The 12,305-nt window shown below is 67.7% G+C and carries 22 protein-coding genes; all 22 read right to left on the bottom strand.

Annotated features, from left to right (window positions below; translation table 11 throughout):
• Positions 1-18 precede the first annotated feature (18 nt).
• Entirely contained in the window at positions 19-654 is a 636-nt protein-coding gene (gene rplO / locus CVS47_RS02270; RefSeq protein ID WP_127094631.1) for a 50S ribosomal protein L15, read from the bottom strand.
• A complete protein-coding gene (gene rpmD, locus CVS47_RS02265; protein ID WP_023954062.1) occupies positions 654-839 on the bottom strand; it encodes a 50S ribosomal protein L30 in 186 nt (61 codons plus the stop codon). The genes rplO and rpmD overlap by 1 nt, the downstream gene beginning before the upstream one ends.
• Complete coding sequence (rpsE, locus tag CVS47_RS02260; RefSeq protein ID WP_127094630.1) at positions 839-1,522, bottom strand: 30S ribosomal protein S5; 684 nt, start codon at positions 1,520-1,522, stop codon at positions 839-841. Before rpsE ends, rpmD begins: the two co-directional genes overlap by 1 nt.
• Complete coding sequence (gene rplR, locus CVS47_RS02255) at positions 1,519-1,878, bottom strand: 50S ribosomal protein L18 (protein ID WP_127094629.1); 360 nt, start codon at positions 1,876-1,878, stop codon at positions 1,519-1,521. Before rplR ends, rpsE begins: the two co-directional genes overlap by 4 nt.
• A gap of 2 nt (positions 1,879-1,880) precedes the next feature.
• Positions 1,881-2,417 carry a 50S ribosomal protein L6 gene (gene rplF / locus CVS47_RS02250; protein WP_127094628.1) on the bottom strand — a complete coding sequence of 179 codons (537 nt, stop codon included), beginning with the start codon at positions 2,415-2,417 and terminating at the stop codon, positions 1,881-1,883.
• 7 nt (positions 2,418-2,424) lie between these two features.
• A complete protein-coding gene (gene rpsH, locus CVS47_RS02245) occupies positions 2,425-2,823 on the bottom strand; it encodes a 30S ribosomal protein S8 (RefSeq protein ID WP_127094627.1) in 399 nt (132 codons plus the stop codon).
• Between the two features lie 91 nt (positions 2,824-2,914).
• On the bottom strand, positions 2,915-3,505 hold the full coding sequence (gene rplE / locus CVS47_RS02240; RefSeq protein WP_127094626.1) for a 50S ribosomal protein L5: 591 nt from the start codon (positions 3,503-3,505) through the stop codon (positions 2,915-2,917).
• Positions 3,505-3,864 (bottom strand): 50S ribosomal protein L24, encoded by a 360-nt coding sequence (gene rplX / locus CVS47_RS02235; RefSeq protein ID WP_127094625.1) that lies wholly within the window; start codon positions 3,862-3,864, stop codon positions 3,505-3,507. Before rplX ends, rplE begins: the two co-directional genes overlap by 1 nt.
• A gap of 2 nt (positions 3,865-3,866) precedes the next feature.
• Positions 3,867-4,235: a 50S ribosomal protein L14 gene (gene rplN, locus CVS47_RS02230; RefSeq protein WP_127094624.1), complete on the bottom strand. Its 369-nt coding sequence runs from the start codon at positions 4,233-4,235 to the stop codon at positions 3,867-3,869.
• Between the two features lie 34 nt (positions 4,236-4,269).
• Positions 4,270-4,656 carry a 30S ribosomal protein S17 gene (gene rpsQ, locus CVS47_RS16995; RefSeq protein WP_277600958.1) on the bottom strand — a complete coding sequence of 129 codons (387 nt, stop codon included), beginning with the start codon at positions 4,654-4,656 and terminating at the stop codon, positions 4,270-4,272.
• The gene (gene rpmC, locus CVS47_RS16990; RefSeq protein ID WP_127094623.1) at positions 4,656-4,970 is read right to left on the bottom strand and encodes a 50S ribosomal protein L29; all 315 of its coding nucleotides are present in this window, start codon (positions 4,968-4,970) and stop codon (positions 4,656-4,658) included. Before rpmC ends, rpsQ begins: the two co-directional genes overlap by 1 nt.
• Positions 4,970-5,389: a 50S ribosomal protein L16 gene (gene rplP, locus CVS47_RS02215; RefSeq protein ID WP_018171451.1), complete on the bottom strand. Its 420-nt coding sequence runs from the start codon at positions 5,387-5,389 to the stop codon at positions 4,970-4,972. Before rplP ends, rpmC begins: the two co-directional genes overlap by 1 nt.
• Positions 5,389-6,150, bottom strand: coding sequence for a 30S ribosomal protein S3 (rpsC, locus tag CVS47_RS02210; RefSeq protein ID WP_127094622.1), 762 nt, complete (start codon positions 6,148-6,150; stop codon positions 5,389-5,391). Before rpsC ends, rplP begins: the two co-directional genes overlap by 1 nt.
• A complete protein-coding gene (gene rplV / locus CVS47_RS02205; RefSeq protein WP_127094621.1) occupies positions 6,150-6,545 on the bottom strand; it encodes a 50S ribosomal protein L22 in 396 nt (131 codons plus the stop codon). The genes rpsC and rplV overlap by 1 nt, the downstream gene beginning before the upstream one ends.
• Positions 6,546-6,567: 22 nt before the next feature.
• Positions 6,568-6,849: a 30S ribosomal protein S19 gene (gene rpsS, locus CVS47_RS02200; RefSeq protein ID WP_019181724.1), complete on the bottom strand. Its 282-nt coding sequence runs from the start codon at positions 6,847-6,849 to the stop codon at positions 6,568-6,570.
• Positions 6,850-6,861: 12 nt separating this feature from the next.
• Positions 6,862-7,701 (bottom strand): 50S ribosomal protein L2, encoded by an 840-nt coding sequence (rplB, locus tag CVS47_RS02195; protein WP_127094620.1) that lies wholly within the window; start codon positions 7,699-7,701, stop codon positions 6,862-6,864.
• Between the two features lie 25 nt (positions 7,702-7,726).
• A complete protein-coding gene (gene rplW, locus CVS47_RS02190) occupies positions 7,727-8,026 on the bottom strand; it encodes a 50S ribosomal protein L23 (RefSeq protein WP_127094619.1) in 300 nt (99 codons plus the stop codon).
• On the bottom strand, positions 8,023-8,706 hold the full coding sequence (rplD, locus tag CVS47_RS02185; protein ID WP_127094618.1) for a 50S ribosomal protein L4: 684 nt from the start codon (positions 8,704-8,706) through the stop codon (positions 8,023-8,025). Before rplD ends, rplW begins: the two co-directional genes overlap by 4 nt.
• A gap of 4 nt (positions 8,707-8,710) precedes the next feature.
• Positions 8,711-9,370 (bottom strand): 50S ribosomal protein L3, encoded by a 660-nt coding sequence (gene rplC, locus CVS47_RS02180; RefSeq protein WP_127094617.1) that lies wholly within the window; start codon positions 9,368-9,370, stop codon positions 8,711-8,713.
• An 8-nt stretch (positions 9,371-9,378) separates the two neighbouring features.
• Positions 9,379-9,687, bottom strand: coding sequence for a 30S ribosomal protein S10 (gene rpsJ / locus CVS47_RS02175; protein WP_018171443.1), 309 nt, complete (start codon positions 9,685-9,687; stop codon positions 9,379-9,381).
• Between the two features lie 457 nt (positions 9,688-10,144).
• Entirely contained in the window at positions 10,145-10,360 is a 216-nt protein-coding gene (locus tag CVS47_RS02170; RefSeq protein WP_127094616.1) for an Rv0909 family putative TA system antitoxin, read from the bottom strand.
• Between the two features lie 98 nt (positions 10,361-10,458).
• Entirely contained in the window at positions 10,459-12,300 is a 1,842-nt protein-coding gene (locus CVS47_RS02165; RefSeq protein WP_127094615.1) for a DUF4012 domain-containing protein, read from the bottom strand.
• Between the last annotated feature and the right edge of the window lie 5 nt (positions 12,301-12,305).

The raw sequence follows: 12,305 nt of genomic DNA, 5'->3' as shown, positions 1-12,305 counted from the left end.
GGCCCCTGCTGCGAGGAACTACTTGACGGTGCCGCCCGCGGCGACGATCTTCTGCTCGGCGGAGCCGGAGACCTTGTCCACGGAGACGTCGAGCTTCACGGCGATGTCGCCGGTGCCCAGCACCTTGACCTTCTCGTTCTTGCGCACCGCGCCCTTGGCGACGAGGTCGCTGATGGTGACCTCTCCGCCGGCGGGGTACAGCTCGGAGAGCTTGTCGAGGTTGACGACCTGGTACTCCACCCGGAACGGGTTCTTGAACCCGCGGAGCTTCGGGGTGCGCATGTGCAGCGGCATCTGCCCACCCTCGAAGCCGACCTTGACCTGGTAGCGGGCCTTCTGGCCCTTGGTGCCACGACCGGCCGTCTTTCCCTTGGAGCCCTCACCGCGACCCACGCGGGTCTTGGCGGTGTTGGACCCGGGGACGGGACGGAGGTGGTGGACCTTGAGGACGCCGGGGCGGGATGCCGGGGCATCCGCCTTCTTGGCGGCCTTGGGGGCACCCTTCTCGGACGCGTTCGCCGCAGCCTTCGCGGACGACGCGGCAGGCGCCTTCTTGGCGGCGGCCGGCTTGTCGGCTGCCTTGGCCGTCTTCTTGGCGGGGGCCTTCACGGTCTCCGCCTCGACGGCGTCGTTCTTCTCGGCCTTCTCAGCCATCAGTCGATCTCCTCAACCTTGACGAGGTGCGCGACGGTCTTGACGTAGCCGCGCGTCTGCGCGTCGTCGGGACGGACGACGGAGTCGCCGATCCGCTTCAGACCGAGCGAACGCAGCGTGTCGCGCTGGTTCTGCTTCTCGCTCACCTTGGACTTCACCTGGGTCACTTTCAGACGGGCAGCCATCAGGCACCTGCCTTCGAGCCGGCCAGGGCGTCGGCCTCGGCACGGACCAGACGCGCGGGGGCGACCTGGTCGAACTCGAGTCCGCGACGGGCGGCGACCGCACGAGGCTCCTCGAGCTGCTTCAGCGCGGCGACCGTCGCGTGCACGATGTTGATCGTGTTCGACGAGCCCAGCGACTTGGACAGGACATCGTGGATGCCAGCGCACTCGAGCACGGCGCGGACCGGCCCACCGGCGATGACGCCGGTACCGGCGGACGCCGGACGCAGCAGCACCACGCCGGCGGCGGCCTCACCCTGCACGGGGTGCGGGATGGTGACGCCGACGCGCGGGACGCGGAAGAAGTTGCGCTTGGCCTCTTCGACACCCTTCGAGATGGCCAGGGGCACCTCGCGGGCCTTTCCGTATCCGACGCCGACGACGCCGTTGCCGTCGCCCACGACGACGAGCGCCGTGAAGCTGAAGCGGCGACCGCCCTTGACGACCTTGGACACGCGGTTGATGGTGACCACGCGCTCCAGGAACTGGCTCTGCTCGCGGTCGCGTCCACCGCGGTCGCGGTTGGGGTTGCGCTCGCGCCCGCCCCGGCGGGGCTCGCGCTCGGCGACGACCTCGGCCGGAGCCTCGGTGGTGGCGGCAGCGACGGGCTGCTCGGTCACGGTGTTCTCCTTGTTGTCACTCACAGGTTCAGGCCTCCCTCACGGGCGCCGTCCGCGATGGCGGCGACGCGACCGGCGTAGCGGTTGCCACCGCGGTCGAAGACGACGTCCACGACGCCGGCGGCCTTCGCGCGATCGGCGACGAGCTCGCCGACCTTGCGCGCCTTGGCCGTCTTGTCACCCTCGAACGTGCGGAGGTCTGCCTCCATCGTCGACGCGGAGGCCACGGTGTGACCCTTGCTGTCGTCGACCAGCTGCACGAAGATGTGGCGGGCGGAGCGGTTGACCACCAGGCGCGGACGCTCGGGGGTGCCGATGACCTTCTTGCGAAGGCGGGCGTGACGACGCGCGCGGGCGTCGGACTTGGTCTTGATAGCCATGATTACTTACCGCTCTTTCCGGCCTTGCGCCGAACGACCTCGCCGGCGTACCGCACACCCTTGCCCTTGTACGGCTCGGGCTTGCGGATCTTGCGGATGTTGGCGGCCGCCTCGCCGACGGCCTGCTTGTCGATGCCGCTGACGGTCACCTTGTTGTTGCCCTCGACCGTGAGCGTGATGCCCGCCGGGGGCTCGACGAGCACGGGGTGCGAGAAGCCGAGGGCGAACTCGATCGAGCCGCCCTTCTGAGCGACGCGGTAACCGGTGCCGACGACCTCGAGGCCCTTGGTGTAGCCCTGGGTGACGCCCACGATGTTGTTGCTGATCAGCGTGCGGGTCAGGCCGTGCAGCGAACGCGACTCGCGCTCGTCGTCGGGGCGGGAGACCAGGATCTGGTTCTCCTCGAGGCGCACCTCGATGGGGCGCGCCACGGTGAGCGTCAGCTCGCCCTTGGGGCCCTTGACGTTGACAGCCTGGCCGTCGACCGTGATGGTCACCTCGGCGGGGATGTCGATGGGAAGACGTCCGATACGAGACATGCGGGGGTCACCACACGTAGGCGAGAACTTCTCCGCCCACGCCCTTCTGCTCGGCCTGACGGTCCGTGAGGAGACCGGAGGAGGTGGACAGGATGGCCACGCCGAGGCCACCGAGGACGGTGGGGATCTCGGTCGAGCGTGCGTAGACGCGCAGGCCGGGCTTGGAGACGCGCTTGATGCCGGCGATCGACCGCTCGCGGTTCGGGCCGTACTTGAGCGTGAGGGTCAGCGTCTGTCCGACGCGGGCGTCCTCGACGTTCCACTCCGAGATGTAGCCCTCCTGCTTGAGGATCTCGGCGATGTGGGTCTTGAGCTTGGAGCTCGGCAGCGCGACGGAGTCGTGGTGCGCCGAGTTCGCATTGCGCAGACGGGTCAGCATGTCTGCGACCGGGTCTGTCATTGTCATGGGTTTTTTCCTTCGTTCACCAGGTTTCGGCGCCCGTTACGCGGGCGTCGACCTGTGGTGGTGGTCCCGGAAGGCCCGGGACCAGATGGTTTCAGGACTGGTTGTCCTCGGTGCGGAACGGGAAGCCCAGGTGACGCAGCAGCGCCCGGCCCTCGGCATCCGTCTTCGCGGTGGTGACGACGGTGATGTCGAAGCCGCGGACGCGATCGATCTTGTCCTGGTCGATCTCGTGGAAGACCGACTGCTCCTGCAGGCCGAACGTGTAGTTGCCGTTGCCGTCGAACTGGGCGCCCGACAGACCGCGGAAGTCGCGGATGCGGGGCAGGGCCAGCGAGACGAGACGGTCGATGAACTCCCACGCACGGTCACCGCGGAGGGTGACGTGCGCGCCGATGGCCTGGCCCTCGCGCAGCTTGAACTGGGCGATGGACTTGCGGGCCTTCGTCACGATCGGCTTCTGGCCGGTGATCTTGGTGAGGTCGTCGACCGCGCCATCGATCACCTTGCTGTCACGAGCCGCCTCGCCGACGCCGGTGTTCACGACGACCTTGACCAGGCCGGGCGTCTGCATGACGTTCGCGTAGCCGAACTCCTCCTGCAGGGCCTTCTTGATCTCGGTGTTGTACTTCTGCTTGAGGCGCGGCTGGGTCTTGCCAGTCTGCGCGGCAGTTGCGGTGCTCATCAGAGGTCCTTGCCTGACTTCTTCGCGAAGCGCACGCGGACGGTGCGCTTGACGCCGTCCTTGACCTGCTCCTCGACCCGGCGGCCGACGCGGGTCGGCTTCTTGGTCGAGGGGTCGACGACGGCGACGTTGGAGATGTGGATGGGGGCCTCGAAGGTCTCGATGCCGCCCGTCTTGGTGCCGCGCTGGGTCTGGCCGACGCGGTTGTGCTTCGTGACGTAGTTCACGCCTTCGACGATCACGCGGTTCTGCTCGACGAGGACCTCGAGGACCTTGCCCTGCTTGCCGCGGTCTCCGCCGCGCTCGGGCTTGGCGCCCGAGATGACCTGAACCAGGTCGCCCTTCTTGATCTTCGCCATGATCAGATGACCTCCGGTGCGAGCGAGACGATCTTCATGAACTTCTTGTCACGAAGCTCACGACCGACCGGCCCGAAGATGCGGGTGCCGCGAGGCTCCCCGTCGCTCTTCAGGATGACGGCGGCGTTCTCGTCGAACTTGATGTACGAGCCGTCGGGACGACGGGTCTCCTTGACGGTGCGGACGATGACGGCCTTGACCACATCGCCCTTCTTGACGTTGCCGCCCGGGATCGCGTCCTTGACGGTGGCGACGATGGTGTCGCCCAGACCGGCGTACCGACGCTGCGAGCCGCCGAGCACACGGATGGTGAGCAGCTCCTTCGCACCGGTGTTGTCCGCGACCTTGACGCGGGATTCCTGCTGGATCACTTTTTACTCCTTGGGTTCCAAGCGGGCCGGAGGCCTACTTGGCCTTCTCGAGGATCTCGACCAGGCGCCAGCGCTTGGTGGCGCTCAGCGGACGGGTCTCGTTGATGAGGACCAGGTCGCCGATGCCGGCCGCGTTGGCCTCGTCGTGCGCCTTCACCTTGGAGGTGCGACGGATGACCTTGCCGTAGAGGGGGTGCTTCACGCGGTCCTCGACCTCGACGACGATCGTCTTGTCCATCTTGTCGCTCACGACGTAGCCGCGACGCGACTTGCGGTAGCCGCGGGCATCGGCGTCGCGCACGTCGTGCTCGGCGCCCTCGTGTCCGGCGACCTCGACCACGGGGGTCTCGACCTCGGCGGCAGCGGTCTTCTTGGGGGCCGCCTTCTTGGGGGCGGCCTTCTTCTCAGTGGTCTCAGCCATCACTCGGCCTCTTCCTTCACGGCCTCGTCGGCGGCATCCGCCTTCTTGGCCTTCGTCTTCTTCGCCTTGGTCGCCGCCTCCACGGGAGCGGGCGTGGCACGGATGCCGAGCTCGCGCTCACGGATGACGGTGTAGAGCCGCGCGATGTCGCGCTTCACGGCGCGGATGCGGCCGTGGCTCTCGAGCTGGCCGGTGGCCGACTGGAAGCGCAGGTTGAACAGCTCTTCCTTGGCCTTGCGCAGCTCCTCGACGAGGCGCTGGTCTTCGAACGTGTCGAGCTCGCTCGGAGCGAGCTGCTTGGTGCCGATCGCCATTACGCGTCGCCCTCCTCGCGCTTGATGATGCGTGCCTTGAGCGGCAGCTTGTGAATGGCACGGGTCAGGGCCTCGCGAGCGAGCTCCTCGTTGACACCGGCGACCTCGAACAGGACGCGACCCGGCTTGACGTTGGCGACCCACCACTCCGGCGAACCCTTACCGGAACCCATGCGGGTCTCAGCGGGCTTCTTGGTGAGCGGACGGTCGGGGTAGATGTTGATCCACACCTTTCCACCGCGCTTGATGTGACGCGTCATGGCGATACGAGCGGACTCGATCTGACGGTTGGTCACGTAAGCGGGCGTGAGCGCCTGGATGCCGAACTCACCGAACGACACCTTGGTGCCACCGGTGGCCTGGCCCGAGCGACCCGGGTGGTGCTGCTTGCGGTACTTGACCTTGCGGGGGATGAGCATTACGCCGACGCTCCTTCTGCCACGGGGGCATCGTTGCGGGGACCACGACGACGGTCGCCACCGCGGTCGTCACGACCACGGGGAGCCTTCGGTGCGTTGGCCTGCTCGCGAGCGAGCTCCTTGTTGGTGAGGTCGCCCTTGTAGATCCAGACCTTCACACCGATGCGGCCGAAGGTGGTCTTCGCCTCGTAGAAGCCGTAGTCGATGTTCGCGCGGAGCGTGTGCAGCGGCACGCGACCCTCGCGGTAGAACTCCGAGCGGCTCATCTCGGCGCCGCCGAGGCGGCCGGAGACCTGGATGCGGACGCCCTTGGCGCCGGCGCGCTGCGCACCCTGCAGACCCTTGCGCATCGCGCGGCGGAAGGCCACACGTGCGGAGAGCTGCTCGGCGACACCCTGAGCGACGAGCTGAGCGTCGGCCTCGGGGTTCTTGACCTCGAGGATGTTCAGCTGGATCTGCTTGCCGGTGAGCTTCTCGAGGTCGGCGCGGATGCGCTCGGCCTCGGCGCCGCGGCGACCGATCACGATGCCCGGGCGGGCGGTGTGGATGTCGACGCGGACGCGGTCACGCGTGCGCTCGATCTCGATGTTGCTGACGCCGGCGCGGTCGAGGTTCGACTGCAGCAGCTTGCGGATACGGATGTCCTCGGCGACGTAGTCGGCGTAGCGCTGTCCGGGCTTCGTCGAGTCGGAGAACCAGCGCGACACGTGGTCGGTGGTGATGCCGAGGCGGAAGCCGTACGGGTTTACCTTCTGGCCCATTACTTGCTCGCCTTCTTCTGGGCGGCCGGGGCCGCGTCGGCGACCTCGGGGGTTGCGAGCACGACCGTGATGTGGCTCGTGCGCTTCTTGATCTGGAATGCGCGACCCTGGGCGCGGGGCTGGAAACGCTTGAGCGTCGTGCCCTCGTCCACGTAGGCGTTCTTGACGTAGAGGTCCTGGTCATCCAGGAACTCGTTCGTCTTGTCCGCGGTGACGCGGGCGTTCGCCATGGCTGCTGCCACGAGCTTGTAGATCGGCTCGCTCGCGCTCTGCGGCGCGAACTTCAGGATGGCGAGGGCCTCTTCGGCCTGCTTCCCCTTGATGAGCGCAACGACACGACGAGCCTTCTGAGGGGTCACGCGGATGTGTCGCACGCGTGCGATGGACTCCACCATTTCTCTCTCCTCTGCCGCCGCGTCAGCGGCGACGGCCCTTCTTGTCGTCCTTCACGTGGCCGCGGAAGGTGCGGGTGGGCGCGAATTCGCCCAGTTTGTGACCGACCATGGTCTCGGTCACGAACACGGGGATGTGCTTGCGACCGTCGTGCACGGCGATCGTGTGGCCGAGCATGGCCGGCACGATCATCGAGCGACGGGACCAGGTCTTGATGACGTTCTTGGAACCGGCTTCGTTCTGGACGACGACCTTGCGAAGCAGGTGCTCGTCGACGAAGGGGCCCTTCTTAAGGCTGCGAGGCATCTTCCTCTACTCCTACTTGCGCTTCTTGCCGGCATTGCGACGGCGGACGATGTACTTGTCGCTCTCCTTGTTGGCGTGGCGGGTGCGACCCTCAGCCTGGCCCCAAGGGGAAACGGGGTGACGACCACCGGAGGTCTTGCCCTCACCACCACCGTGGGGGTGGTCGACCGGGTTCATCGCGACACCGCGGACGGTCGGGCGGATGCCCTTCCAGCGGTTGCGGCCGGCCTTGCCCCAGTTGATGTTCGACTGCTCGGCGTTGCCGACCTCGCCGATGGTCGCGCGGCAGCGCGCATCGACGTTGCGGATCTCGCCCGAGGGCAGACGCAGCTGGGCGTAGGGGCCGTCCTTGGCGACGAGGCGCACGGAGGTGCCCGCCGACCGGGCCATCTTCGCGCCGCCGCCGGGGCGGAGCTCGATGGCGTGGATGACCGTACCGGTGGGGATGTTGCGCAGCGGCAGATTGTTGCCGGGCTTGATGTCGGCACCGGCGCCGGACTCGACCACGTCACCCTGCGACAGCTTGTTCGGCGCGATGATGTAGCGCTTCTCGCCGTCCGCGTAGTGCAGCAGCGCGATGCGCGCGGTGCGGTTCGGGTCGTACTCGATGTGAGCGACCTTCGCGTCGATGCCGTCCTTGTCGTTGCGACGGAAGTCGATGAGACGGTACTGGCGCTTGTGACCGCCGCCGATGTGGCGGGTGGTGATGCGGCCCTGGTTGTTGCGACCACCGGTCTTGGCGAGCGGGCGCAGCAGCGACTTCTCCGGCGTCGATCGGGTGATCTCGGCGAAGTCTGCCACCGACGAGCCGCGGCGACCCGGGGTCGTGGGCTTGTACTTGCGAATAGCCATGTTCTCTAGTCCTCTATCCCGACCGTCAGCCGACTGCCGTGAAGATGTCGATGGTGCCCGACTTCAGGCTCACGATGGCGCGCTTGGTGTCCTTGCGCTTGCCGGTGCCGAAGCGGGTGCGACGGGTCTTGCCCACGCGGTTGATGGTGTTCACCGACGCGACCTTGACGCCGAAGATCTTCTCGATGGCGAGCTTGATCTCGGTCTTCGAGGCGCGGGGGTCCACGAGGAACGTGTACTTGCCCTCGTCGATGAGCCCGTAGCTCTTCTCGGAGACGACCGGCTTCAGGATGATGTCGCGCGGGTCCTTGTCGATGCCGGTCATGCCGAGACCTCCTCGGAGCTCGTGTCGAGCTCGGTCGACGCGCCGGCCTTGGATGCGACGAACGCGTCGAAGGCGGGCTTGGTGAAGACGATGTCGTCGGAGACGAGCACGTCGTAGGCGTTCAGCTGGTCGGAGTACAGCACGTGCACGTACGCGAGGTTGCGGACGCTCAGCGCGCTGAGGTCGTCATCGCGGGCGATGATGACCAGCACGTTCTTGGTCGGCGCCAGCGCTGCCAGCACGGTGGCCGCGGCGCGGGTCGAGGGCGCACCCTCGATCGCGAACGAGTCCACGACGTGCAGGCGCGAGCCGCGGGCGCGGTCGCTCAGCGCACCGAGGAGCGCTGCCGAGATCATCTTCTTGGGCGTGCGCTGCGAGTAGTCGCGCGGCTTGGGCCCGTGGACGATGCCACCGCCGGTCATGTGCGGCGCACGGATCGAGCCCTGACGGGCGTTACCGGTGCCCTTCTGCTTGAAGGGCTTGCGGCCGGCGCCCGAGACCTCACCGCGACGCTTGGTCGAGTGGGTTCCCTGGCGAGCCGCCGCGCGCTGCGCGACGACGACCTGGTGGATGAGGGGGATGTTCGTCTTGACGTCGAAGATGGCGGCGGGCAGCTCCACGGAGCCGACCTTCTGGCCGTCGGCCTTCAGGACGTCGAGCGCGAGGGTCGAGTCAGCCATGAGTTCAGGCACCCTTCACTGCGTTGCGGACGTAGACGATGCGGCCGCGCGCGCCGGGGACGGCGCCCTTGACGAGCAGCAGACCCCTCTCGGCGTCGACGGCGTGCACCGTGAGGTTGAGGACGGTCACGCGCTCGCCACCCATACGGCCGGCCATGCGCATGCCCTTGAAGACGCGGCTCGGGGTCGAGGACGCGCCGATGGAGCCGGGCTTGCGGTGGTTGCGGTGCGAACCGTGCGAAGCGGAGACACCCTTGAAGTTGTGACGCTTCATGACACCGGCGAAGCCCTTGCCCTTGCTGGTGCCGACGACGTCGACCAGCTGGCCGGCCTCGAAGACGCCGTCCACGGTGAGCTCCTGACCGAGTGAGTAGTCAGCAGCATCCGCGGTGCGGATCTCCGTGAGGTGGCGACGCGGGGTCACACCGGCGGCCTCGAAGTGGGCCGTCTGCGGCTTGTTCACCTTGCGGGGGTCGATCTGGCCGTACGCGATCTGAACGGCGTTGTAGCCGTCCTTCTCGGGCGTGCGCACCTGGGTGACCAGGTTCGGCGCGATCTCGATGACGGTGACGGGGACGAGCTTGCCCTGCTCGTTCCAGACCTGGGTCATGCCGAGCTTGGTGCCCAGCAGTCCCTTGGAAATCTTGGAGTTGATGTCGGCCATGTCGATCCTCAGAGCTTGATCTCGATGTTGACGTCGGCCGGGAGGTCGAGACGCATCAGCGAGTCGACGGCCTTGGGCGTCGGGTCGATGATGTCGATGAGGCGCTTGTGGGTGCGCATCTCGAAGTGCTCGCGGCTGTCCTTGTACTTGTGGGGGGAACGGATCACGGCGATCACGTTCTTCTCGGTCGGAAGGGGCACGGGGCCCACGACCGTCGCGCCCGCACGGGTCACGGTGTCGACGATCTTGCGCGCCGACGAGTCGATGACTTCGTGGTCGTACGACTTCAGGCGAATGCGGATCTTCTGTCCCGCCATTGTCTGCTCACTCTCTTTCTCGCGTCTTACCGTCCTGGAGGTCCCAGGGGCATTGGACGCACGGTGGCGCTCTCGCGCCATGGCACTTCGGCCCGTTCTCACGGGCGCTGCTGCACCGCTGTTCTCATGTCAAACCGGATGCCGCGGCATCCGGCTCCCCCTCCCGCGCACGCGTGCGCTTCCCCGGCGAAGGGGATGGGAGTGTGGATGTGTCGTTCTGCTGCCCGCGGCCTAGGACCCTGCGCTACGCGCCGCCTATGCACTGCCCTGACAGTGACCGGTCGCTCTCGCGCTTGTACAGCACAAGGACCACCGGAATGTGGAACCTCGTTAGTCTACGTGCACCCCGGGCGTGTCGCAAACTCGGGCGTGTCGCGACATCCGCGACAGGCACTCCCCCGGACGCGGAACGACCCGGGAGCCTGCGCTCCCGGGTCGTCCGAACGGTCGGAGTGGGCTACTGGTTGCCGATCGACTTGTCGATGCTGTCGCGGACGCCGTCGACCTTCTCGTCGACGCTGTCGGGAGCGACCTTCTTGACGAACTCGGCGGCGGCGTCCAGCACCTTGTCGCTGACCTCCTCGGCCTTGTCGCTCTTGAGCGCTCCGTCGATCTTGTCCTTGTTCTGGTCCAGGAACTGCTTGCCCTGGTTGACGAGATCCTCGATACCCATAACAACTCCTTCCGGCCCCCGGTGGGCGTCTCCTGCCATCATGCCCGGCTCGCGCGACGGGCGACAGTGCGCGGCCGTCGATCGATCGGGTGAGCGGGTCAGGAGGAGGGGAACATCGCCGCGCAGGACGCGTCGATGTTGACCGGCGTCGCCGAGGCGGTCGGCGTGTGCCGCAGGTCGAGCGGGCCGAGCTCACCCGCGGGGAACTGCACCGTGTATGACACGGTGCGCGTCTCGTCCTGGGCGAGCGCCACGAGCTTGCTCACGGCGGTGCTGCCCTTCTCGGTGCCGGCGCGGTCGAGTCCGGGGACGTCCCCGTCGCCGGGGTCGACGGACACGATGGTGGCTCCGGGCGGCGCGAAGAAGAGGGTGTCGATGAGCATCGTCGTGTTCGGCAGTCCGTACCAACCGGCCTTCGCGGTCAGGGTGTAGCGGCTCTGGATGCTGTCGGGGATCGAGTTGGTCATCGTCTGGCTGACGCTCATCGTGCGGGCGTCTGCGTCGCAGCGCGCGTCCATGACCGTGGCGAGGTGGTACTCGATCTTGCCGACGCCCCAGTCGTTCAGGTAGATGCCCAACTGGGTGGTCTTCGCGGTGTCCTCCGGCAGGGCGCCGTCGACGTTGAGCTCCACGGCGAGGGCCTGCGCGGTCGGGTCGGTGAAGGCGAGGTACACGCGCTGCTGACGCGCGGACTCGGTCAGCGCGTCGAGCATCTTCGCCGGATCCCACTTCCCTGCGGTGAGGTGCTCGAACACAGCCTGCGAGACGGCGGCGAAGAAGACGTCGGAGTCGGTGCCGCGCGGGTAGCGCTCGTAGGCGTCGCTCAGCAGGAGTCGCACGGCGTTGTCGGCGTTGATCTCCTCGCCGTCCACGGTGACCGGCCCGGCGACCGCGAGCATGTTGGACAGCACGACCGGATCGATCGAGATGACCCCGTCGAAGCGATCCCCGTAGCTGGCGTTGAAGAGATCCTGGAACAGCTGCGCCGTCGTCGGGAAGTCGGGCGTCATGGAGTAGTCCTGCGAGTAGCGGGTCAGGGTCTCCGGGTAGAGCGAGAGCGTCTCGGGCGGAAGCGTCGTGAAGGTCACGCCCGCGGTGCCCGTGGCCTTGAAGGTGGCCGAGCTCGTCTGATCCGCAAGGGCGAAGCGGCCGTCGTCGACGGTCATGATGATGCTCGCGGCGGGATTGCCGCCGGTCGCCCGGATCTCGGCGTTGTTCTGGAACACGAGCAGGTAGGTGCGCGGACCGTCCGCGCCCGCCATGCCCAGCAGCGTCGGCAGGTATCGGTTGACGACGTCGAGCGTCGGCGCGGTCTGATCGATGACGGCGCGCACCTGCGACACCGGCTCCGCGACCGCGGGAAGCAGGGCGTCCACGTCGATCGGGTCGGTCTGGGCCTTCGCCGCGGCGAACGCGTCGGCGATGGCGGGCAGCGAGCCCGCGGCGCCGCGGAACGGCTCGAGGTCGATGCCGCCGCCCTCGAGGGCGAGGTTCTCCACGTTGATCGCCGACATGATCTGCAGGCCGGGGTCGAGCGCGCCGTCCACGAGCGTCTTCGCCGACAGGGTGACGCGCTGGACCGCGTCGATGTTCGCCCCGACCTGGGGCACCGCCGCCGCCAGGTCCCAGAGGGGTCCCGCGACGATGTCCGCGGCCCCGGACGTGCGTGCGGTGAGCTCGTCGGCCGAGGTCTGGATCGCCGCGGCATCCTTCGCCTTCACGGCGTCGCCGAGCGTCTCGATGCTCGCGCGGGCGGCCACGAGGTCGTCGCGCACCTCGAAGGCCTCGCGGGCGAGCACCGTGCCCAGCACGCCGACCACGACGGCGCCGGCGACGAAGACGCCGAGCACTCCCCCGAGGACCCAGGGCCAGCGACGCCGACGCTCCCCCGCCGAGCGGCCGGACCGACGTGCGCTCGTCTCATCCGCCGCGTTCACCATGCGGC

Source organism: Microbacterium lemovicicum (assembly GCF_003991875.1).
GTDB lineage: Bacteria > Actinomycetota > Actinomycetes > Actinomycetales > Microbacteriaceae > Microbacterium > Microbacterium lemovicicum.
Note: the sequence above shows the minus strand (reverse complement) of the source record. Positions and strands in the feature narration are given on the sequence as shown.